Genomic DNA, 20,937 nt, shown 5'->3' on the forward strand with positions numbered 1-20,937 from the left:
ATCTTTTGAGATGGGTCAGCGGGCTCATGCTTCGACAAGCTCAGCATGACAAAGTTTGAAACAGCATTTATAAAATGTCACCCTGAGCTTGTCGAAGGGGAATTTATATACGCCAATCATCCAGCTAACTTCTCATTTCTCTTGACAATTTCTTAATATTACTGTTATTTTAGCCGTTTCTTTTTACCAAATTTCTATCAGGAGGATTTATAAAGAATGAACATTTATTACGACAAGGACGCCGACCTTGAAATTATCAGATCGAAAAAGGTTGCCATTATCGGTTATGGAAGCCAGGGTCATGCCCATGCAAACAACCTGAAAGATAGCGGCGTCGATGTAGTCGTTGGACTTAAAGAAGGCAGCCCATCCAAGAAAAAGGCCGAGAACTCGGGGCTTAAAGTAATGACCACTACTGAAGCCGCAGGATGGGCCGATCTTGTTATGATCCTTACGCCCGATGAATTTCATGCATCCATGTATGGTGAGCAGATCGAGCCAAACCTTAAAAAAGGGAGCGTACTCGCCTTTGCTCATGGATTCAGCATCCTTTACAACCAGGTTGTACCAAGGGAAGATCTTGACGTCATCATGGTTGCTCCAAAAGCACCCGGACATACCGTAAGAAGCGAGTTTGTAAGGGGCGGCGGAATCCCCGACCTCATCGCTATCCATCAGGATGCTTCAGGCAAAGCAAAAAACATCGCCCTTTCCTATGCCTCAGCCATTGGCGGCGGACGTACCGGCATTATTGAAACTACCTTTAAGGATGAAACTGAAACGGATCTCTTCGGTGAGCAGGCCGTTCTCTGTGGTGGCGCAGTCGAGCTTGTCAAGGCCGGTTTTGAAACGCTTGTCGATGCAGGTTATGCCCCTGAAATGGCCTACTTTGAGTGCCTCCATGAACTCAAGCTTATCGTTGACCTCATGTATGAGGGCGGTATTGCTAATATGAACTACTCTATCTCCAACAATGCCGAGTACGGCGAATATGTTACAGGCCCGAAAGTCATCAACGATGAAAGCCGCTATGCCATGGAAGAGGCGCTCCACAACATCCAGACTGGCGAATATGCCAAGCGTTTCATTCTCGAAGGACAAACGAACTATCCTGAAATGACGGCAAGGAGAAGGCTTAACGCGGCTCACCCCATCGAAGAAGTGGGAGCAAAGCTGAGAAGTATGATGCCCTGGATACAAAAAATCGTAGATAAAGATAAGAACTAATACTCTATGGATAGCAGGGAAAAGAACCGATCTACCATCTTCGCCGTTGAAGGACGTCCCTTTTACGGGACGCTTATTGCTGTTACCGTTATCGTTGCCATTGGCCAGTGCGCATGGTGGACACTATTGCTGGGCGGACTGACGGCCTTTGTCATGTACTTTTTCAGAAATCCTGAAAGGACCATCCCTGCTGACGAGGGCGCCGTCATCGCACCGGCAGACGGTAGAATAGTCCAGAGAAGGCATGTGCAGGAAGATGAATTTATTGGCGGCGAAGCAATTAAGGTAAGTGTTTTCATGAACGTATTTAATGTTCATGTCAACAGGTCGCCTTACAAGGGAACAGTAAAAAAAGTCGTCTATCACCATGGCAAGTTTCTTAATGCCAGCCTTGACAAAGCCTCCGAGCATAACGAAAGAAACGGTGTGCTTATGGAGACAGACAATGGGAAGAAGCTTCTCTTTGTTCAGATTGCCGGCCTTGTTGCAAGAAGGATTGTATGCTATGTTTCAGAAGGGGATAAACTGGAAAAGGGCGAACGCTTCGGACTCATCCGTTTTGGTTCCAGGGTAGATGTATATTTTCCTCCTGATTCTAAAATTGAAGTCAACCTGGGCGATAAAGTTGTTGCAGGGGAGACGATACTTGGCTATATTGATTAATCATGGGCCATAAGCTTTCAAGAGACAACATGAAGAAGGGAATTTATATCCTTCCCAACCTCTTTACGACGGGAGCTCTTTTTTTCGGATTTTATTCCGTCGTCTCTTCCTATAATGGTGATTATAAATGGGCAGCCATTTCCATCGTCATATCAGCTATATTCGATACACTCGATGGGAAAGTAGCCCGATTGACGGGAACAACAAGCAAGTTTGGTGTTGAATACGACTCACTTGCTGACCTTATCTCCTTCGGCATGGCGCCTGCCTTTCTTGCCTATACCTGGGCTCTTATCCCCTTTGGAAGATACGGATGGCTTGCGGCCTTCCTCTATCTGACATGTGCAGCGCTCAGACTGGCACGTTTTAACGTTCAGGTAGAAACGGTAGAGAAAACACGTTTTAAAGGTGTTCCTTCACCTGCCGCGGCAGGCATGATCGCCATTACAGTGCTGCTTTCCTACCACCTTGGAGGTATAGGAAGTACAAAGCATTTCACCATATTGCTTATGGTTTACTTCCTCGCCTTTTTGATGGTATCTAACGTTACTTACAGGAGCTTTAAAGAACTGGAGTTTTCCAAACGGCAGCCTTTCAGTCTCCTCGTCGTTGCAGTGCTTCTTTTGATACTCATCATTGCCGAACCGCAGGTCATGCTTTTTACCATCGGTGTAATCTACCTCATATCCGGCCCAGTAGAACTCATGCTTAACCTTGCAAAACGTAAAGCCAGAGATTCCAAGCTGTCTGAAACCAAGAAAAAAGACACCGGAATCTGACCGCAGTCTGTTCAGAAAATTCCAACAATATAATTCTCTATTTTTTGGAAATCCACAATGAAAAAAAGAATTAAAATATTTGACACCACACTGAGAGACGGCGAGCAATCTCCCGGCGCCAGTATGAATATAGACGAAAAAGTTCGTGTCGCCCACCAGCTTGAAAAGTTGAATGTTGATATTATCGAAGCAGGCTTCCCTATTGCTTCTGAAGGTGATTTTGAGGCGGTTAAAAAGGTAGCAGAGACAATAAAAAGTTGTCACGTTGCAGGGCTTGCGAGAGCAAATAATAAGGACATAGACAGGGCCTGGGAGGCACTTAAAGGTGCAAAGCATCCGAGAATCCATACCTTCATTGCCACTTCCGATATTCACCTCAAATATAAACTCAAAAAAAGCAGGGACCAAGTCCTTGAAGCGGCAGTTGCTGCTGTAAAGCATGCCAAAAGTTATACTGATAACGTGGAATTTTCAGCCGAAGACGCTGTAAGGAGTGATGTCGATTATCTTTGCAAAGTCGTTGAGGCTGTAATCGATGCAGGGGCAACGACTGTTAACATTCCCGATACCGTAGGATATGCCATACCTACCGAGTTCGGCAAACTTATCAAAACACTCCATGAACGAGTTCCTAATGTGGACAAAGCCGTTATCAGCGTCCACTGCCATAATGATTTAGGACTTGCCGTTGCCAACTCTCTGGCAGCCATAGAAAACGGCGCTGGTCAGGTAGAGTGTACCATTAACGGCATTGGTGAAAGGGCCGGCAATGCATCCCTCGAAGAAATCGTCATGGCTATTCGTACAAGGAGTGACCTTCTCGGTTTTGAAACGGGTATCGATACCTCCAACCTCTATCCCGCCAGCAGGCTCATTACCCATATTACAGGTATGGTAGTACAGCCTAACAAAGCCATAGTAGGCGCTAATGCCTTTGCCCACGAAGCTGGTATCCACCAGGATGGCGTACTTAAGGAAAAAAGTACTTACGAAATTATGACACCCGAATCTGTCGGTGTTTCTCAAAACCTGCTTGTACTTGGCAAACATTCAGGCAGGCATGCATTCAGGGAAAGAATTAAAGACCTTGGTTATGAACTGGACGATGAAAATCTCGACAAGGCCTTCTCAAGGTTTAAAAATCTTGCCGACAAGAAAAAAGAGATTTTTGATGAAGACCTTGATGCCATTATTGCTGATGAAGTCATCAGGATTGATGAAAAGTACAAGCTTGCCTATCTTAACGTAAGCAGCGGCACCGTCACCGTACCGACAGCAACGGTGCAGATGGAGATGAACGGTGATAAAATACAGGAAGCAGGTTTTGGCGTCGGACCTGTTGATGCTGTTTATGAAACCATCGCTAAAATTACAAAGACAAAAAGCAAACTTATCAGGTATTCAGTCAGTTCTGTTACGAGAGGAATGGATGCGCAAGGCGAGGTGACAGTCAGAGTGGAAGAAGGGGGCAAGACTGTTATTGGCCAGGGGGCTCATACGGACATTATTGTTGCAAGCGCCAAGGCCTACATAAATGCCCTTAATAAACTGGAATACAGGAAGAAGAAGGTCTGGACCGATCTACCCTGATTTATAGGGAGACTTTATGACAAAAAAAAGGGGCGCCTGTTAAGGGCGCCCCTTTTTTTGATTAATAGTACGATTATCGTCTATCACCTATAATTCTTAAAAGCATAAGGAAGAGATTTATAAAATCCAGATACAAGGTAAGCGCGCCGCGTATAGCCTCCTTCGTATCCTCTTCCGTTCCTTCATTACCAAGAATATTCATCTTGAGGATTTTCTGCGTATCATATGCAGTAAGACCCACAAAGACGAGAACTCCCAGGTAAGTAGTGGCCCAGTAAATGGCAGGGCTTTGCAGAAAAATATTGACTACCGACGCAATAATTATCCCTATAAGACCCATAAAAAAGAAACTGCCCCAGGATGTGAGGTCTTTCTTCGTTGTAGCGCCATAGAGAGACATGGCGCCGAAAGTTCCTGCTGAAACAATAAAGGCAGTAGCAATAGAGGACTGCGTATACACCATAAAGATGAATGATAAAGTAAGACCATTCAAAATTGAATAACCCCAGAAAACAGCGGCTGCTGTAGAGGCCTTCATCTTCATTACCCAGCCGGCAAGAGCACCAACCATAAGAAGTTCAACAATGATAAGTCCGAAAAATACCATCCTGTTTGAAAAAATAAGGCTGTTAATCGCTGAAACATTGGCCGCTGCATAGGCCACAACACCTGTAAGGAGCAAACCTCCCGCCATCCAGTTATAGACCCTTAAAAGAAATCTGGCCTGTTCCGACTGTACATCACTGACTGTTTTTGTATCCCTGTAACTAGTTTCTTGTACTTCCACTTTTAATTCCTCCGATAAAGGTTAATTATTTTTTTACGTTTACGACTTAATATCTCTTTACGAATTATAATAACGATAAGATAAAAAGTAAAGATTAACCGGAAAAATATGTCTCTATAATATAAATTCGAATCTGCAAAAAGAGTGAGAAGAAGACGGGATAATTAATCCTGTCCCCTATATTTGGATTGACTAAATGGGGTAAATTTTATACAATTGCTTACTCTTTTAGCCCCCGTAGCTCAGGTGGATAGAGCGCCGGTTTCCTAAACCGTAGGTCACACGTTCGAGTCGTGTCGGGGGCACCATTTAACCTCCTTTAAACCCGGATTTCCCCCTAACAGCACCCATCTCTCTTTTCATCCATATCAACCTTTTCACAATCTATTAGAAGATGCATTAATTGTCTTTCATCAAAGATAACTGTTTTCTTCTGTGAGAAAAAAAGATCCCCTCCTGGGTTAAGAGGGGATTTAAAATAGGAGAAAGGATTCGTAAGAAGAATCACCTTCGTTTCATTTTATAAAAACAACTACCGTGCCAAATAACGTGCGAACTGAAATAAAGTTGTGAAATAAACAACCAAGGCACTAAGTCATTGATTTATTAAATGTTTTTCTTTCTTACTGCAAAAAGTTTTAAAATCAAAGGAACACTATTCATTAATGGTATTAATATAACCAGCATAAATGACTGCCAGGCGGTTAATAAGCTACCAATTAACGAAATAATATTTACCATAGGAACATTATTTAACAAGCTGTATTAACGATTATTTCTGATGGATCCGACAATAAAAAGAATGATGCCTGAAAATAGAAAAAGTGTTGAAGTTTCAATGAGATGAAGACCACCACGCCAGGAAAGTAATAAATTCAAGCTTCCCAGGAAGGTAAGAACAGCGCCAAGGATGCGTGTTTTAACGCCTTTTTTTAATTCAACGTCTTCCACCGACCTTGCTCCTCATGGCTTCCATAATATCAGGAGTAATTACCTGGTAACCTTTGGTTCGCGCATAGCGTTCCAGCCCCTTTTTTACCATCTTGCGTAAAAATATGGGTACTTTTTCGAGACGTTCCTTTGCTTCCGGCGTCCAGCCAAGTTCTCCCTTATGAGGGAGTGCTATGCCACTTTCGGCCTTGTCCGGTTCATAATCACACCAGGGATCTTCACCCATTACATCCCCTGTGGCAGAAAGGGCCCTGGCACGGCAGCCACCGCAAACATCATTGTAGCGGCAATCACCGCATTTTCCATTATATTGAGGGGCCCTCATCTGCTTGAATATGGGCGACCTGTCCCAGATTTCCACTAGTGACTCTTTTTTAAGGTTACCACCGGATGTGGTCATATAGGGACATGGTGTCACATCCGCCTCAGGAGAGATCCTGAAATAACCACTACCGGCAATGCAGCCGCTGGTAGCGCCTTTCATAATGGATGAGTCCGGTGAATTCTGCTGCACTACCCTCAAAAAATGCGGTGCACAGCGCGCCCTCACCATAGTTTTACCGGCATATTCTTCTTCTGCTTTAGCGAGCCAGGTAAGCATCTTTTCATACTGCGGGGGCGTAATGTCCGTCATTTCCTGCCCCCGACCTGTGCAAACAAGAAAAAAGACATTTGCAACTTTGGCCCCTTTTTGAGAGGCAAATTCGATCAATTCGGGGATTTCATCATAATTGTTTCGGGTCACGGTAAATTGCAGCTGAAATTCAAGGTCATTTTTTTTCAATAAGTCGATAGCGTCAACCGTCTTTTGCCAACATCCGGGACTTCCTCTAAAGTCGTCATGACTTACGGGATTAATAGAATCGAGGCTCAAGCCCACACCCTGAAGACCGGCCAGTTTCATACGAAGAATAACTGCCTCATTGAGCAGAGTTCCATTGGTTCCAAGTACGACATTAAGACCCTTATCTGAAGCATACTGTACAATATCAATCAGATCAGGCCTGGCCAGAGGTTCTCCCCCTGTTAGAATCAGCATGGCGCCGGGACAAAGTTCAGCTATCTCATCGACTATACCAAGAGCCTCAGCGGTCGTTAAATCGCCCTCCCCTCCTTCCAGCTCGGCAGCATCGAGGTAGCAGTGCTCACATTTCAAATTACAACGCTTGGTCAGGTTCCATGAGATTAAAAAGGGGACTGCGCTTCTGGTCATGATAATGTCCTTTCCGTTGCATGTAGTACAGGGCTTTCCCTTTGACTTTTTTTAAACTTCACATGCTCTGCATCAAATTGACGCCCAATAGTTTCAGCAACCGTCTTTCCCTGTGAAATACAGGCCCTTACAGAAACACCCTGCAAATAATTACCCGTTACATGGAGTCCGGGAATAAGAGCCAGTTCTTCATCCAGTTTTTTCAGAAACATTTGATGCCCCAGGTTATATTGAGGGAGCGCCTTTTTATGGCGAACAACACGAGTCAAAGAGGGGAAACCTTTTACTCCCACAAGCTGGCGTAAATCTTTAAGGCATCGATCGATGAGTTCCTCATCAGGAAGATCCACCAAATCCTTATTTCTCATCCCCCCCAAATAGGAGGTAAAGAGCACCTCATCACCCTTCGTCCGTCCCGGAAAAAGGGTTGAAGACCAGAGAGAGCCAAGGCTGGAAAATCCTTTTTCCCTTGCAGGAATCAAACAACCAATACCATCCAGTTTATGTTCTACATCTTCTCTTTTGAAAGTGATATAGATTATATTCATTGAGGAATACTCGATACCTTTTAGCATCATGGACAGGTTGACCGATAGTTGATCAACAAGCCCGGCAGCAATACCGGCAGGAGTGGCCATAACGACGGCATCCCCCTTTATAATTGAGTTCCCGGCAGAACCGGTATGAACATACCATTCTTTACCGACACGCTCGATTTTTTCAATGGGACAATCGGTAACCAGCTTATCGCCAAGATAATTGCCAAGACCTTTAATGAGACTTTCCATACCGTCTTTAAAGGAAAAGACTTCAGCGGCACAGGCCGTCCTGATTCCTTTCATCTTCCTTGCAACAACTCCCTTAAGAATACTTCCGTGATCTTGTTCGAGGGCCGCAAATTGTTTAAAAGTGCTTTTCAGGCAAGCTTTTTCAGCATCACCGGCAAGCGTTCCTGTTACATAGGGTTCAATGGAACGATCAAAAACCTCACGCCCCAGCCGACGGGTAATAAACTGGGCCACCGTCTCTTCCTGCTCAGGTGCACTTTTAGGAATTAGAGGCTCCACCATGAGCCGCAGCTTTGCCTTTAAACTCCAGAGGTCACTAAAGATAAGTTCCCCTATCTTCATGGGAACAACTTTGGGCTTACCATTTTTAACGAGATATCGTCGCTTTGCCGCTTCCTGCCGGGCAATTTTTTCAGGGCCTAAACCGAGGGTATTAACCATAAAGTTAACTTCAGGGAGGAAATTAAAAACACAATTGGCCGCATGATCAATTAGAGCGCCACCAACTCTTTCACTCTTGATGAGCCCCCCGGCTCTGGCATTTCTTTCAAGGACAACAGCATGAAAGCCCTTTTGCTTCAGCCAGAAGGCAGCCGAAAGGCCTGAAATACCTCCACCGATGATGATCACTCTTTTTTTGTTAAGATCAACTGCCATAGTTTTTTTGATAGTGCCTCATTTGAAGTGCCTAAAGTGAACTAAAGTGAACTAAAGTGCCTGAAATGTAATTTCTACTTCTTAAATTTAGGCACTTTAAACTTTAGGCATTTTAGGCACTTTTACCGTTCTTCCTCCTGGCAGTGGTAAACCACCAGAACTCGCCCCCTATAATGACAGCGATCACCAAAAGGGGAATGTAGTAAACATCGGCCCCGGCCGCTGGTTTTAGGAAGAGCCAATACCAGGTTGACATGGTATGTTTGGAGCCTTTCTCGCTATTGCTGCCATCCCAGGCGGCAAAGGCAATGGGAACAAATCTGCCTGTAGGAATCTGAAGATCAGTCGAACCATCAGCCGTCGTTAAGGGTCTTTTCATAACAACACGCCATGCCCCCTTTTCATAGTGCGACTTAGCCTCAAGTCCGACTGTTGCGGCATCTCTTTTTTCTATGGCCCCAAAACCTTTACTATTAAGGAGTTGGATCATCTCGGGCTTTTCCGTAGTGCCACTCTTCCAGTGCCATACATTGACGGGGTTAGAAGCATCGCCCATCCCGAAATAGGGTTTTTCCATATCACTGGGATCATCGGATATGGCCAGGGGGAGCTGAACCGCCACTCCGTCCTCAAAGAGGTTTTCATCGGCAATATTGGCCGCTACACTATCACCGGGAATACTTTTGGTCCTGTCATCCCACTCAAGAAGCATGGAAATTTCCTTATCATTGTAGAATGCCCGGAGTGTAATCGTGTCATTGGATGGTGTAAAGAAACGATCCTTGGCAATAATTTGAGGAAGCAGATAGAAGGTTGTCGGCTCACTGCTTGCCCATTTTTCATCTGTCGGTGAATGGGGAAGATCCCCTTCGAGTTTTTCCGCCTTAACTACTGTATTTTCACCTTTAACGACCTTCTCTGTCTTGGCAAGAGAAGCGGCATAATTGGCCACATGCCACCGCTCTTCGATAGAAAGCTTCTTTTTACTTGCCGGGTCGGCAAAAGAAGGCATCTGCGTGCCATGAATACCCACTGAAATACGGGAATAAATATCCCTGGGGTCATTGCTGCCCCTGAAAGTCCATGGCTTTGTCAGGTTTCTGGGCCAGGTCCTGAAACCGAGATCATCTTTCAGTTTCTTAATGGCGTTCCCCTTCCCTTCTTCACCATGGCATTCGGAGCAGCGGTCAATAAAGAGTTCTTTTCCTTTTTTTATACTATCTTCAGATGATTGAATCTGCTTGCCATAATCAACCTGGTCCGTCGGTTTTTCCTCTTCATAACCGGCAAAGGTTTTGATATAGGCCACAAGATCCCACATGTCCTGTTCAGAGATAATATCGTCCCAGCCGGGCATTGCCGTTCCCGGCATACCCTCGGCAATCATTCTATAAATATCTTCATCATTGGGTACGGGATCATCAAAGCCGGTTGTTTTGATCTTGTACATGCCCGAACTAAAGTCCCTGGGCGGAGGATTGAGCCGTTCAGCGGCAGGACCATCTCCCTCTCCCTCTTCACCATGACACCAGACACAGCGTTTGTTATAGACCTTTGTCCCATTCTCTACATTGCCCGGTTTGGCTATGGCGTTACAGACCAACAAAGCTGAAATAATTAACGCAATAAGAACATGCTTTTTCATAGTTACCGTCCTAAATCATTATTGAAGAAAAATTGAAACTACTCATTTAATCCTTACTTCCCCTCTTTAGCAAAGGGGGGCGATGGGGAGATTTGAATAGCTATACCTTACTTAAATCCCCCTTAATTCCCCTTTACCAAAGGGGGAGAGTCCACATATCTTTCTCAGACTAATCCCATTACAATCTGCGCTTAGTTAATCATTATTTAATGACCCTCTCCCCATGACCTCGGCGCCTGGCCTGTATAATCATAGAGAAAAAGAATAACCTTCCAAATTTCGTCTTCTGTCAGAAAATCCTCCCAGATGGGCATGGACGATATCCAGGGGGCAGCCTCTTTAGGCAGCCCCGGACCTCCCGTTGCTATTCTCCAAAAAAGAAAAGATTCCTGTAACTGGGCAATGGTCCCTACATCCTGAAAGTTGATGGGAAGTGGATTGAGTCTCTCCGCATAAGGTCCCCTGCCATCTAGCTTATCTCCATGACAATACTGACAGTTCTGGATATAAACATCTCCACCTTCCTTGACAAACTCTTTAAACTTTTCGGGATCTTCTTTTTCAAACTTCCTGTAGGGATTTTCAAGGGTCGACAGATCAAAACGCTTTCCAAAGGCTTTTAAAGTCGATGGTGGCGCAGGATGAATCGTTCTTAGTTCGACGGGGGCTTCAAAACTTGGAAGCATTTTTTGAAAGGTATAGCCTCCTATCAATAAAGGAATAAGAGCAAAGACAATATTTCGAACCATCTTTTGTGAAGGGTCCTCAACGAGCGCCTTGATCGGTGCGGCAAGCTCCCTGGTACTCTCTTCCGTCGCCGTATAGACCATTAGAACGCCTACGATAACGAAGAACATATACATGGTAAGCAGGCTTGATGGTATGAGCTGGCCAAGAATGACACCAAATATAATCTTGAATGCGGCGTATATTCCTACAACAACTAAGACGGCCTGTAATAACTTGGGTATTTTCATTTCTTAAGCTCTCCTTATTTCTGACTTGCCATATACTTAACGAGAATCTCCAACTCACTTGCAGCCATCTGCTCACCGAGGTCCGGCGGCATCATATCAGGCTCAAAGCCCTTTGCTATGTCGGCATTGGGATCAAGTATGGCCCTTCTCAGATAATTACTATCAACACTGGCACCTATTTTAGTCAGGTCCGGAGCGATGTCCCCAAGGTGACCTGCAATTTTATGGCACATGCCGCAGCCAAATTTTTCAACAATCTCTTCCGGTGTTTTTAAGGCAACACGTACAGTCTCTTCCTCCCCTTCTTCCTCTGCAGGTGCATCAGTGGGGATCTCTACCGTTACATCGACACCGGCCGAATCCTGTAAGTAGGCAATAACGGCTTTTACCTCAGCATCTGAAAGTCCGATGCTCCCTGATGAAACATCGGGCATGGGACTAACCGTATCATTCGTCCCGGCCTTACCGAATCCGGCTACCACAAAGGCGGAGGGTTTAATGAGAGATTCCATAACATAGGCTTCCGAACTCTTTGCCTCCCCTTTGTAGCGGGCATCCTTCATCCGCTCTTCAGCAATGGCGGCAACCTTATTTATCATTGGCGCCCGCCCCAGTTCATTATGACAAAGCGTACAGGTTCCCTTTCCTTTATATATCTTTTCACCAAGTGCAATGAAGGTGTCCATCGTCATGGCACCCAGATCGAGTTTTTCCTCCACCGGCGGCGGAGCAGGCTTGACGTTGGGAATTCCATAGTTGGCATAGAGCGAAAAAGCTTCTATAGCCAAGACACTGAAGATCACTACCTTTAAAAAAGTCTTCATCTAAATACTCCTTACTTGAACGGCTCAGGTCGTGGCCGTTTTCTTCGTGCTTATCTGGGCAAGCCAGAAGATAAATATAACGAGGGCCATAAAGATGAGCGCCCCCGTCGAAACCACGTTAGCCGCATAACCGAGGGTCGGCGTAAATGCATCGGGAGAGGCATCTCTCATAATGTCCTTCACATGCCAATGCTGCCTGATTCCGGAGCGAATGTATCCCATAAGGCCCATAAGCCAGGTAAAGGAAACGGCCAAAAGAAAAAGGGCATACTGCGACCGGTCCGGCACCTTTCCCCAGTTAAGAGGCGCCACTTCCTTTGCCCCCTTATACATAAAGGTGTCGATAACAGTGCATAAGACAATGATCACCAGCGTCGTACAGACCTGTGGAATGGAGGCTGCCACTTTGTAAACGGTATTGGTAAAGTAACCGTAATAAACACCAAGGATGAGAATATTGATGATACCCGCTGTAAAGATGGCCGACTGAGCGGCATTACCCGCCTTTTCCCAGCTTACAACAGCCACTTTATTGCACCGCCGGTAAAGCATGAAGCTTAAGAAGGTAAAGGAGATCATAATATTTACAGCTGTATTCTTGGCAGGCATAATACCGAGAGGCCCGAGGTATTTATTGTAGGGACCACCCAGCGATTTAAGTTCTGCATTTGTCAGGATAAGTGTATGAGGTGTAAACCAGACCAAAAATGCACCGATGACTGCAATGGCAATATACTTGATATACCTGGTATATCTGACAGCGCCTTCACTTCTCCCCATACAGCACCAGAGATAATAGTTTGCAGAGAGAAAAAGAGCCCCAATGAGGACGGCCTGAATAATAAAGAGCCAGGCAAAAACACCTCCCATGAGAGTAATTCCCATCTGTTGGCTATAGGCATAAATCTCGGCTGTCAGATAATAGCCTGCAAAGGGCAATGGAAGCAGTGCCGATATGGCGATGAAGTTGGCATTATAGCCCATCCAGTCATAATGTGCTCTTTCCTCGGCCTTTGTTGCACAGAGGAATTTATAGGCCGCATAGGCGCCGACAATGGAACCGCCATAGGCAACGTTGGCAATCACCCTGTGCAGGTTGATGGGATTCCATAAAAAATTATGAATCACATCCCATTCGGAACCGAGGAATGCCCCCTTAATATCGACACCTGCCGGACTCATCATAAAGGTGACCCAGGCATTGGCCAGGAGCATCAAAGTGGTACCGACGGCATTAAGCATAAGCCCTATGGTGAGATGAACCCATTTTCTAAAACCTCCCTGCAGCCACTGCCAGCCATAATAATAGATGTAAAGGCAGGCGGATTCGGCAAAGAAGAGGAAAGCATAGGCCAGCATGGTCTTGCTAAATATGGATGAAAGATATTTAAAGAAATCAGGATAAAAAACGAGAAGTCCGAAAGCAGTAAGCCCGCCCAGGATAGCTGTTATGGAATAAGCCGTGAGACTAACCTTAATGAACTCATAGGCCATATCATCAAATTTTTTGTCCTTTGTCGCCATGCCGATAGATTCAATGATGAAGACAAAGATGGGAACGGCAAGAACAAAGGCGGCAAACCATAAGTGAAGCTGGGCGGCAAGCCAGACAAAGACCCTGCCGTTAATTCCGGGAATTTGCGGATAATCATCCGCTGTCAGTACCGGCGCCGGGGGATAAACTTTCGCAGCAACCGCTTCTTCACCGGCAGCGGGTTCGGCAGGAGGAGCCGCCTCTTCCTGCGAACTTGCAAGAGCCTCTGCAATACCGGAAAGTGATCTGTCAAAAGCGCCTAAATCGACTATCTGCACCAGGGCAGATGCAATGAGAAGAAATAACAGTAACGCTCTCCACTTCTTAATAAAAGAAAGCAAGCTCATTTTAACTCCTTAGTGTATTATTTAGTGATGAAAAAAGAGAGAGAGCCCCTGCGCTTTCATCAAACCAAAATCAAGGGCAAAGTAAATAACTGCTGATACGGCCAGAGAAACGATAAATGGGCCCATAAATGACTTCATAATGCCTCCTCAATATATAATCATAAAAACCAGATAAAAAATGCTGTAATGGCAATAAGCACGACAATAAACAGAGCCGGCCCTGCCAATCCTGCTTTTTCTGAACTCATAAAGAACCTCGTATCATTATGTTTTTACCGCAGAGGACGCAGAGGATGCTGAGATTTAAATTCAATTGATGAAACGATCACATTATCAGGGGAATTACCATTCCTTTGCTGCCATCTCTGTGATCCCCACGTACTCTGCGGCTTTTGACCTGTTTATGCTTCCGACCCTTTCAGGTGTGGACAAATTTGCAACTGCCATGCCATTCGTCTAAACCCGCTAAAAGTCGACAATCAAGGCGAGTTTTGCTAATAGGGCATCTTTTTTTCGGATAAAAAGCGAACAGTAAAGTGGTAACATTCTTACCAGTAAAAAGTGTAGTTAGAGTGGTAAAGTATTTTAAAATCCGGCAAGAATATAGTATCTTTAAGGTCTACAGCAAGACAGGCACATAAAGAGACAAGTTGGTACTTTTTTTGCTCACGAAATGAAGGTATAAAAGATTTAAAAGGAGAATATGAATGATTAAAAAAGAACACCTGCCCAATATTGTTATCATGTCCGGCCTGGTAGTAAATGTTATCGTCATTGTGGCAATCCTCTACTTCTACCTCTAGGACTCATTCAAAGTGATAAACAACATGAAAGGGACATGATCGAGGATGCCTGAAAAAAAAACGTGCTTTTTAAATATAAGTCTCATTATCTTGGCACTAAGCTTCAGTTTAACGCTTTTACCTTTTTCCCATTTAAGAGCGAGTGAATCTCATGCAGAGGAAAATGTTTCACCTGAAATGCCCCCCGGTGGCAATTTCACACTAAACTCTGCCGACGGAGCAATATCCTTAAACAGATATAAAGGCAAGGTAGTCGCCCTCCTCTTCGGCTACACAGAGTGCCCTGAGATTTGTCCCGGCTTCCTGACGGTAATGTCCAGGGCCTTTGCAGGGCTCAGCGAAGATGACGTTAAAAAGGTAAGGGGCTTTTTTATCAGCTTCGATCCGCAGCGGGACTCTCTTGAAAAACTCAAGGAATATTCGGCATACTTTCACCCAAATATAGCAGGCCTCAGCGGTTCAGTAGAAGAAGTTGAAAAGGTAGCGGAGCAATATGGTGCGCTTTACTATAAAATTGAGAAAGGCGGATCGCCCGGAGACTATCACTTTCTTCACTCAGCCAACATCTACCTCATAAGCCCGGAAGGCAAACTGGAATATATATTCAATGAAAACTCACCACCATCGGAAGTGACGGCAGCTATCCGGAGTCTGCTCGAAAAAGGGAAATTGTAATCTCTATGATACGCATAATAATTATAACGGTCCTTCTTTCCCTTGCAGCCTGCACATCCAAAATGGCAATCCCTGCGCCTGAAGAGGCCTCCCTAATCAAGGTATCCAATCCATACATCCTGGAGCTTCCGCCTGTTTCAAAAAACAGCGCTGCATACATGGAGTTGCTAAACAAAGGCAACAGGGATGTATCTCTCATCGCAGTTTCAAGCCCTGCATCGGCTTCAGCCTCATTTCATGACCATATCCACAAAAATGGTCTCATGATGATGGAAAAACTCGACAAAGTAGCAATAAATAGCGGTGAGTCACTAAACTTCAAAGTCGGCAGCCTCCATATCATGCTGGCAGGGCTCAAAGAAAGCCTCTACAAAGGTGACATTGTTCCCCTGACATTTACCTTCAGCGACAGCAGTACACTTACAATCAATATTCCGGTACGAAAACGACAATAGCGGGCTAAGAAGTACGCCTTCAATGTAATACATCAATAATCCCACCGCAAGCAGAGAGGAATGCACCCGCCAGGGATTCTTATGCCTGATTTCTTGTTGAGAAAATAATTGATAATTCTATCAAGTTGAAGTAACATGTAACCCATGAAATTTGAAATAAGTGAAGAAACACGACAAAAAACGACAAAGTGTAAGAAAGATTTTTCATGCCTGTCAGGTTTAGGAAAAGATATCTGCCAAGTTGATCATTTCCATGTTAAAGTAATTTGCTATATCAAATGTTCATCTACCGAAAATTGCAATTATAGAACTGCCTTGTATGAAAGACCTATTTGTGCATGTCCCACAAGGCGAGAACTTCATGACAGGTATAATATATAAAGCAGCCTTATTATAGCTCTAAGCGCTCTTTCCTGCACTGATCAACACAACCCTTATCCTAAAAGCAGCAGTAAGCTTATTATTAATATCCCCATATAAAGACGTCACTAGCGCCCTTCTCCTATTGAGTTAAACGTTTTCCAGCCACATCTCCTATCTCCGGCAACCGGGCATGATAGTCGAATTCATGGAAGGCGGGAATTTCCATGAATAAAATTTTTGAATCAAAGTGGGAGGCTATGACTCTAAACGATTGGATCGGGCTTGCTGTAACGGCAGTTATATTTATCTTCATGATAGTTGCTTACATCTATGTACTTAAACCAAATAACCGCGAAAAACTGGAAGCCCGCAGAAATATCATAATGAAGGAAGATTCCTCAGACAAGGATGGTGCAGATGACTGATAAACACGACCCCTACAAAGCAAAAGATACGGGGCATGTATGGGATGATGACATAAGAGAGCTTGATAACCCCCCACCCAGATGGTGGATATTGGGGATTCACCTTAGCTGGATCAGCATACTTGTATACTGCATCCTTTATCCAAGCATACCCTTAATTAACGACTCAACCAAAGGCATCCTTGGATGGACGCAGATTAAAGAATTTAAATCAAAGGTGGCTGAGGTGGAGGCCATCAGAAAACCTTATAATGATAAGATAGCGGCAATGACGGCGGAAGAAGTATTAAAAGATGCAGAACTCCTCAACTTTGCTCAAATTTCATCCAGGGTCGTCTTTGGAGACTTTTGCGCCCCCTGCCACGGAGCGGGCGGACAAGGAGGGAAAAACTACCCTGTCCTCGCCGATGACGATTGGCTTTACGGCGGTTCACTGGAAGCAATAACGAAGAGTATTACTAACGGTAGAATAGGTGATATGCCGGGTCACAGTGAAATGCTGACGGAGCAGGAAATCAACGATGTTGTCAAATACGTAGCAGGCCTCTCTACAGGACAAGTACACGAAGCGGGCAAGGCCGTCTACATGGGGAAGTCGGAAAATCGTGAGGCCAGGTGCTACACATGTCATGGCAGGGACGGTAAAGGAAAACAGAGCAAAGGCGCACCAGACCTGACCGATGCCATCTGGCGCTTTGACGGCAGCGAAGCAGGTATCAAACATACCATCGTACATGGAGTCAATTACGGAGGACCTCCAACAAGAAAGGCAAAAATGCCCGCCTTCAATAGAAAGCTGAGCGAAATTCAGATTAAAAAGCTTGCCCTTATGGTCTACCAATTCAGCGGTGGACAATAGTTAACAGTCATATATTTTTTAGGTCGGGATTTAAGTCCGGGATATCGGTTAAAGAAGGCAATCTAACAGGAATATGTGTGCTGATCCATAAACTTACCTTAATAGCAAAGGGCCTTTCCCTTGCATATACTTCAATCCATGCTACTATCATAATAGAGCATTGAAAATCTTCCCAACCTCAGAGGGGGAAAAAGTGGATGAAAAGCTGAAGGAAAATATTAAAAGTCAAAGCACATGGATGAGGGGACTTTATATGCTCCTCTTTGCATTGATCTACAGTATAGCTGAAATAGTCGTCCTATTTATTGCGGTTTTCCAGTTTGTACTGACCCTGTTTACAGGTAAAGTAAATGAACGTCTTCTTAATTTCAGCGGGAGTCTGAGTACATTCATTTACCAGACAATGTTGTTTTTCATGTTTAACAGCGAAGAAAAACCTTACCCTTTCTCACCCTGGCCCAAAGGCGCACCTAAAACTTATAAGAGTTCAACTTCAAAAGAAAAAAGGAAGCCAAAAAGTATTAAGGAGGAAGATCAATAAAGGAGGCTTTCCTATAGTCTCTTTATTAGCTATTTCAACATTTCTTCCTGAAGTCATCAAAAATACACTCTCTAGGAGCCTATGGGAAGTCGATTTAAAATTTACATCACTTTGAATCTATATTTGAATAATTTGTTGAAATTTCATATTAAAAGAATACTTTATTTAGCGCGTAGAAAAGATAATAAGATGAAGAGATGATGCAGTTTATCTAATGTATGATTTATAGGTTCTGCAATGGCTACAAGTGAAGGAGAGTATAACCCTAAAAGGCAGCATGTTCGAATAAAGGAAAAAAAGAAATGTATCTTGAGAGTCGCCTCTCTCAATTCAGAGGGGAGTGAGGCTATTTTTGTCGAAACATTAGATCACTCTAAAGGCGGGCTGGGCATTATTTACGATGGTGAAAAACTCTCAATCGGTAATAGGTTTTTCGTATATATTGATACCTTGAATATTTCCAGCAAAGCGGCGGAGATTGTATGGTTGAGGCAGCTTAACGGAAATTATACAGCTGGACTTCGGTGGCTATGAGTCTGTCGGACTTAGGGTAAATCTAGTGCGAAAAAGAAGCTTTCCAGGTGGAAGCTTATCTTGAGGATTCACCACTTTTTTCCTGCATTGGGAATGCGCCTTTCTTAAAAGTCTTTTGAAAATAAGCACAGAAACCTTGGTCAATAAAAAAATAGGGGCCCGGCCAAATCGGCCAGGCCCTGTAGGAGGGGGGGGTGAAAAATTTTAAAGTGTTTTCAGATACTCAACTACCGCCTTAACCTGATCGTCGTTTAGAAACCTGTTAGGCATTTTTGCCCTGGCCGTTACGGCTTTCGGATTTTTGATCCAGGTGAAGAGACCTTCTTCATCAAGCTTGTCCACATAAATTCCGCTTCGGCCGTAAACACCTTTCAGGCCAGGACCTACCTTCTTTTTCTCAGTCTTGTTGTGACAAGACATGCATTTTCTTTTAAAAATGTGCTCACCGTCTACCTTTTTTGCAAGAGCAGTACCTGCACTGGTTGATACAATAGCTGCAACGGCAATAGATGCTATAACTCTGGTCATTCTTTGTACTCCTTTTTCCTATTTTCTCAAAGTAGATGTATTTGAATATATAAGATGCAACTGCCGCCAAAATTATTCCCAAAAAATAAAAAAACTTTAAATAGGTCTTTTTTTATTTAAACCTACTGTATTTGACACTGATTATCATAGATTGTCATTGCGAGCGAAGCTCGGTGCCCTGAGCGTTAGCGAGGAAATCCCCCTGGTGTGCAATCTTGCACTAGAGATTGCTTCGTCATTTCATTCCTCGCAAAAACATATATTGTTGGTTTCACACGATTAAGCTCTAATTGCTGGTGCACCCCTTGAACTCCAACTCCGGCTCTACAGTATGAGTGTAGGGAAGCCCATTTACCTTCCAGCCGTTGACTGTACGATGGCCTTTTTTATCCTTCGATCCCTCAAAGCTGTCCGACATATAATAGACCTTTTTGAAACCGGCTTCCATAAGCTTTGTGGCCGCCTGTTCCGCCCTGCCCCCACTTCGGCAGATCATAATGAGTGTCTTATCTTTGGAATATCTCTTTTCAACCATTTCGACAAATTCAGAATTTTCGTTCCACTTGGGGTAGAAACGAAGGGGAATATTGGGCACACCATTTGGCAAATCAGGGTGACCGACAAACTCATATTCAGCTTTAGTCCTCACATCGACAATAAAAGTGTCCCTGGGACTATCCATAACCATCTTGTAGGCCTCTTTAGAATCAACCCCCTTCGCTTCCTCCTCTGCAAATGCAAAACTGCCGGCCATTAATAAGAGAACCGAAACGAACACACTAATCCTTGATACCTTCATAATCTCTCCTTTTTCCCTTAATTTTCATCAAAAAAAACTGCCTCTACCAGTACTACTTCAAAGTGAGAAGTTAGTATACATGGGTCAACTATGGTACGGGCTGTTGCCCAAATCAAAAGAAGCCCTTCGACAAGCTCAGGGTGACCGTTTTTTAAAACAAATATAACAACAATCCTGTCGTGCTGAGCCTGTCGAAGCACTTATCCGATTTGGGCAACAGCCTGTAGTAGTTCTAACTTTATTTTCAATTTGGAAAGGAGGGATTTTTTGCAAGGTCAAGGAAATCAAGGGTTTCGCCGAGTCGTACTACTGTACGTCGCACAAGCAAATCTGAAAATTGACGCAGAGATTGCGAAAAGCACCCTTTCCGGATGAAAACTAATTAGACTTCACATTTCTTGCATGTAGAAATCCCAAAAATCGTATAAAGTGGGCAATTCCCTACAAGACCCGTCAAGAGCGGAACTAGTCCCACCAGTCCCCAGAGCGTCTTTGGACCAACAACGACAAGGGATAGCAGAACAAGCCCGGCAACTACACGGATGACTCTCTCAGTACTATTTTCATTGATTTTCATCTTTCCTTCCTCCTTTAGTTTTGTCCTTCTAAATATGAAGAACCGGATTTGCTAAAAAGGATTCAAAAATAAATCTGTAAAAAATATGTGTAAAGAATACACGCCCGGAGGACGTGGCCTTGCTTGAGCCCTAAAAGGGCTTGCTTTTCCTTCCCGTTAAAAGGCAGCCGAGTGTAGCCGTTGACTGAGGATGAAGGGCACAAACTGTCTGAGCGAAGCGAGTTTTTGTGCCCGCCGAAGGCAACGGTGAAAGGAGGGGAGTCCCGCCTTGGCGGGACCAAGTTTTAGGGCGGCCTTTCTTTTGTTACTTTTCTTTGTCCGCAAAAGAAAAGTAAAATTATTATGGCATACCCTTTTAACTCTAACCCCGCACAAAGGACGGGGATTTCAAAGATT

21 protein-coding genes and 1 tRNA gene are annotated in these 20,937 nt (G+C 44.3%); 11 read left to right on the forward strand and 11 right to left on the reverse strand.

The window, feature by feature from the left end:
• The first annotated feature begins 216 nt into the window (after window positions 1-216).
• Genes ilvC through OEV42_05285 form a run of 4 tightly spaced genes read left to right on the forward strand, consistent with a single transcriptional unit; the run spans window position 217 to window position 4,259 of the window.
• Window positions 217-1,227 (forward strand): ketol-acid reductoisomerase, encoded by a 1,011-nt coding sequence (gene ilvC / locus OEV42_05270; protein MDH3973671.1) that lies wholly within the window; start codon window positions 217-219, stop codon window positions 1,225-1,227.
• 6 nt (window positions 1,228-1,233) lie between these two features.
• Window positions 1,234-1,890 carry a phosphatidylserine decarboxylase family protein gene (locus OEV42_05275; protein MDH3973672.1) on the forward strand — a complete coding sequence of 219 codons (657 nt, stop codon included), beginning with the start codon at window positions 1,234-1,236 and terminating at the stop codon, window positions 1,888-1,890.
• A gap of 29 nt (window positions 1,891-1,919) precedes the next feature.
• On the forward strand, window positions 1,920-2,669 hold the full coding sequence (pssA, locus tag OEV42_05280; GenBank protein ID MDH3973673.1) for a CDP-diacylglycerol--serine O-phosphatidyltransferase: 750 nt from the start codon (window positions 1,920-1,922) through the stop codon (window positions 2,667-2,669).
• A 57-nt stretch (window positions 2,670-2,726) separates the two neighbouring features.
• Window positions 2,727-4,259, forward strand: coding sequence for a 2-isopropylmalate synthase (locus OEV42_05285; protein MDH3973674.1), 1,533 nt, complete (start codon window positions 2,727-2,729; stop codon window positions 4,257-4,259).
• Between the two features lie 73 nt (window positions 4,260-4,332).
• Here OEV42_05285 and OEV42_05290 read toward each other — a convergent pair whose 3' ends face one another.
• Window positions 4,333-5,046 carry a Bax inhibitor-1/YccA family protein gene (locus OEV42_05290; protein ID MDH3973675.1) on the reverse strand — a complete coding sequence of 238 codons (714 nt, stop codon included), beginning with the start codon at window positions 5,044-5,046 and terminating at the stop codon, window positions 4,333-4,335.
• A 231-nt stretch (window positions 5,047-5,277) separates the two neighbouring features.
• Between OEV42_05290 and OEV42_05295 the strand changes: the two genes are divergently transcribed.
• Window positions 5,278-5,354: transfer RNA gene (locus OEV42_05295), tRNA-Arg, on the forward strand.
• 457 nt (window positions 5,355-5,811) lie between these two features.
• On the opposite strand, the gene OEV42_05300 is transcribed toward OEV42_05295, so the two are convergent.
• The 7 genes from OEV42_05300 to OEV42_05330 all read right to left on the reverse strand — a co-directional run bounded on the left by OEV42_05300 (window position 5,812) and on the right by OEV42_05330 (window position 13,982).
• Entirely contained in the window at window positions 5,812-5,997 is a 186-nt protein-coding gene (locus tag OEV42_05300; protein ID MDH3973676.1) for a hypothetical protein, read from the reverse strand.
• A complete protein-coding gene (locus OEV42_05305) occupies window positions 5,984-7,210 on the reverse strand; it encodes a radical SAM protein (protein ID MDH3973677.1) in 1,227 nt (408 codons plus the stop codon). The genes OEV42_05300 and OEV42_05305 overlap by 14 nt, the downstream gene beginning before the upstream one ends.
• Window positions 7,207-8,655, reverse strand: coding sequence for a protoporphyrinogen oxidase (gene hemG / locus OEV42_05310; protein MDH3973678.1), 1,449 nt, complete (start codon window positions 8,653-8,655; stop codon window positions 7,207-7,209). The genes OEV42_05305 and hemG overlap by 4 nt, the downstream gene beginning before the upstream one ends.
• Window positions 8,656-8,767: 112 nt before the next feature.
• Window positions 8,768-10,300: an ethylbenzene dehydrogenase-related protein gene (locus OEV42_05315; protein ID MDH3973679.1), complete on the reverse strand. Its 1,533-nt coding sequence runs from the start codon at window positions 10,298-10,300 to the stop codon at window positions 8,768-8,770.
• A gap of 206 nt (window positions 10,301-10,506) precedes the next feature.
• The gene (locus tag OEV42_05320; GenBank protein MDH3973680.1) at window positions 10,507-11,277 is read right to left on the reverse strand and encodes a cytochrome c; all 771 of its coding nucleotides are present in this window, start codon (window positions 11,275-11,277) and stop codon (window positions 10,507-10,509) included.
• A 14-nt stretch (window positions 11,278-11,291) separates the two neighbouring features.
• A complete protein-coding gene (locus OEV42_05325) occupies window positions 11,292-12,101 on the reverse strand; it encodes a c-type cytochrome (protein ID MDH3973681.1) in 810 nt (269 codons plus the stop codon).
• A gap of 24 nt (window positions 12,102-12,125) precedes the next feature.
• Complete coding sequence (locus OEV42_05330) at window positions 12,126-13,982, reverse strand: cytochrome ubiquinol oxidase subunit I (GenBank protein ID MDH3973682.1); 1,857 nt, start codon at window positions 13,980-13,982, stop codon at window positions 12,126-12,128.
• 893 nt (window positions 13,983-14,875) lie between these two features.
• Between OEV42_05330 and OEV42_05335 the strand changes: the two genes are divergently transcribed.
• The 6 genes from OEV42_05335 to OEV42_05360 all read left to right on the forward strand — a co-directional run bounded on the left by OEV42_05335 (window position 14,876) and on the right by OEV42_05360 (window position 18,637).
• Complete coding sequence (locus OEV42_05335) at window positions 14,876-15,460, forward strand: SCO family protein (protein ID MDH3973683.1); 585 nt, start codon at window positions 14,876-14,878, stop codon at window positions 15,458-15,460.
• Between the two features lie 5 nt (window positions 15,461-15,465).
• The gene (locus OEV42_05340; GenBank protein MDH3973684.1) at window positions 15,466-15,915 is read left to right on the forward strand and encodes a copper chaperone PCu(A)C; all 450 of its coding nucleotides are present in this window, start codon (window positions 15,466-15,468) and stop codon (window positions 15,913-15,915) included.
• A 620-nt stretch (window positions 15,916-16,535) separates the two neighbouring features.
• Window positions 16,536-16,703 carry a cbb3-type cytochrome c oxidase subunit 3 gene (locus OEV42_05345; GenBank protein MDH3973685.1) on the forward strand — a complete coding sequence of 56 codons (168 nt, stop codon included), beginning with the start codon at window positions 16,536-16,538 and terminating at the stop codon, window positions 16,701-16,703.
• Window positions 16,696-17,562 (forward strand): cytochrome-c oxidase, cbb3-type subunit III, encoded by an 867-nt coding sequence (gene ccoP / locus OEV42_05350; protein ID MDH3973686.1) that lies wholly within the window; start codon window positions 16,696-16,698, stop codon window positions 17,560-17,562. The genes OEV42_05345 and ccoP overlap by 8 nt, the downstream gene beginning before the upstream one ends.
• 193 nt (window positions 17,563-17,755) lie before the next feature.
• Window positions 17,756-18,103: a DUF4389 domain-containing protein gene (locus OEV42_05355; GenBank protein MDH3973687.1), complete on the forward strand. Its 348-nt coding sequence runs from the start codon at window positions 17,756-17,758 to the stop codon at window positions 18,101-18,103.
• A 237-nt stretch (window positions 18,104-18,340) separates the two neighbouring features.
• Window positions 18,341-18,637, forward strand: coding sequence for a PilZ domain-containing protein (locus OEV42_05360; GenBank protein MDH3973688.1), 297 nt, complete (start codon window positions 18,341-18,343; stop codon window positions 18,635-18,637).
• A gap of 204 nt (window positions 18,638-18,841) precedes the next feature.
• Here the strand turns inward: OEV42_05360 and OEV42_05365 are convergent, their stop codons facing one another.
• The 3 genes from OEV42_05365 to OEV42_05375 all read right to left on the reverse strand — a co-directional run bounded on the left by OEV42_05365 (window position 18,842) and on the right by OEV42_05375 (window position 20,541).
• Entirely contained in the window at window positions 18,842-19,165 is a 324-nt protein-coding gene (locus OEV42_05365) for a c-type cytochrome (protein ID MDH3973689.1), read from the reverse strand.
• A 286-nt stretch (window positions 19,166-19,451) separates the two neighbouring features.
• Complete coding sequence (locus OEV42_05370; GenBank protein MDH3973690.1) at window positions 19,452-19,964, reverse strand: rhodanese-like domain-containing protein; 513 nt, start codon at window positions 19,962-19,964, stop codon at window positions 19,452-19,454.
• Between the two features lie 382 nt (window positions 19,965-20,346).
• Window positions 20,347-20,541, reverse strand: a complete 195-nt coding sequence (locus OEV42_05375; GenBank protein MDH3973691.1) for a DUF2892 domain-containing protein — start codon at window positions 20,539-20,541, stop codon at window positions 20,347-20,349.
• Between the last annotated feature and the right edge of the window lie 396 nt (window positions 20,542-20,937).

The organism is Deltaproteobacteria bacterium (assembly GCA_029860075.1).
Taxonomy (GTDB): Bacteria; Desulfobacterota; JADFVX01; order JADFVX01; family JADFVX01; genus JAOUBX01.

What these genes read in the sequence shown, in the direction of transcription:
- OEV42_05340 (MDH3973684.1), top strand. Translation starts at nt 15,466, where the DNA reads ATGATACGCATAATAATTATAACGGTCCTTCTTTCCCTTGCAGCCTGC.
- OEV42_05360 (MDH3973688.1), top strand. Translation starts at nt 18,341, where the DNA reads ATGGCTACAAGTGAAGGAGAGTATAACCCTAAAAGGCAGCATGTTCGA.
- OEV42_05330 (MDH3973682.1), bottom strand. Translation starts at nt 13,982, where the DNA reads ATGAGCTTGCTTTCTTTTATTAAGAAGTGGAGAGCGTTACTGTTATTT.
- OEV42_05275 (MDH3973672.1), top strand. Translation starts at nt 1,234, where the DNA reads ATGGATAGCAGGGAAAAGAACCGATCTACCATCTTCGCCGTTGAAGGA.
- OEV42_05365 (MDH3973689.1), bottom strand. Translation starts at nt 19,165, where the DNA reads ATGACCAGAGTTATAGCATCTATTGCCGTTGCAGCTATTGTATCAACC.
- OEV42_05320 (MDH3973680.1), bottom strand. Translation starts at nt 11,277, where the DNA reads ATGAAAATACCCAAGTTATTACAGGCCGTCTTAGTTGTTGTAGGAATA.
- OEV42_05370 (MDH3973690.1), bottom strand. Translation starts at nt 19,964, where the DNA reads ATGAAGGTATCAAGGATTAGTGTGTTCGTTTCGGTTCTCTTATTAATG.
- OEV42_05315 (MDH3973679.1), bottom strand. Translation starts at nt 10,300, where the DNA reads ATGAAAAAGCATGTTCTTATTGCGTTAATTATTTCAGCTTTGTTGGTC.
- ccoP (MDH3973686.1), top strand. Translation starts at nt 16,696, where the DNA reads ATGACTGATAAACACGACCCCTACAAAGCAAAAGATACGGGGCATGTA.
- OEV42_05285 (MDH3973674.1), top strand. Translation starts at nt 2,727, where the DNA reads ATGAAAAAAAGAATTAAAATATTTGACACCACACTGAGAGACGGCGAG.
- OEV42_05375 (MDH3973691.1), bottom strand. Translation starts at nt 20,541, where the DNA reads ATGAAAATCAATGAAAATAGTACTGAGAGAGTCATCCGTGTAGTTGCC.
- OEV42_05345 (MDH3973685.1), top strand. Translation starts at nt 16,536, where the DNA reads ATGACTCTAAACGATTGGATCGGGCTTGCTGTAACGGCAGTTATATTT.
- ilvC (MDH3973671.1), top strand. Translation starts at nt 217, where the DNA reads ATGAACATTTATTACGACAAGGACGCCGACCTTGAAATTATCAGATCG.
- OEV42_05305 (MDH3973677.1), bottom strand. Translation starts at nt 7,210, where the DNA reads ATGACCAGAAGCGCAGTCCCCTTTTTAATCTCATGGAACCTGACCAAG.
- pssA (MDH3973673.1), top strand. Translation starts at nt 1,920, where the DNA reads ATGAAGAAGGGAATTTATATCCTTCCCAACCTCTTTACGACGGGAGCT.
- hemG (MDH3973678.1), bottom strand. Translation starts at nt 8,655, where the DNA reads ATGGCAGTTGATCTTAACAAAAAAAGAGTGATCATCATCGGTGGAGGT.
- OEV42_05325 (MDH3973681.1), bottom strand. Translation starts at nt 12,101, where the DNA reads ATGAAGACTTTTTTAAAGGTAGTGATCTTCAGTGTCTTGGCTATAGAA.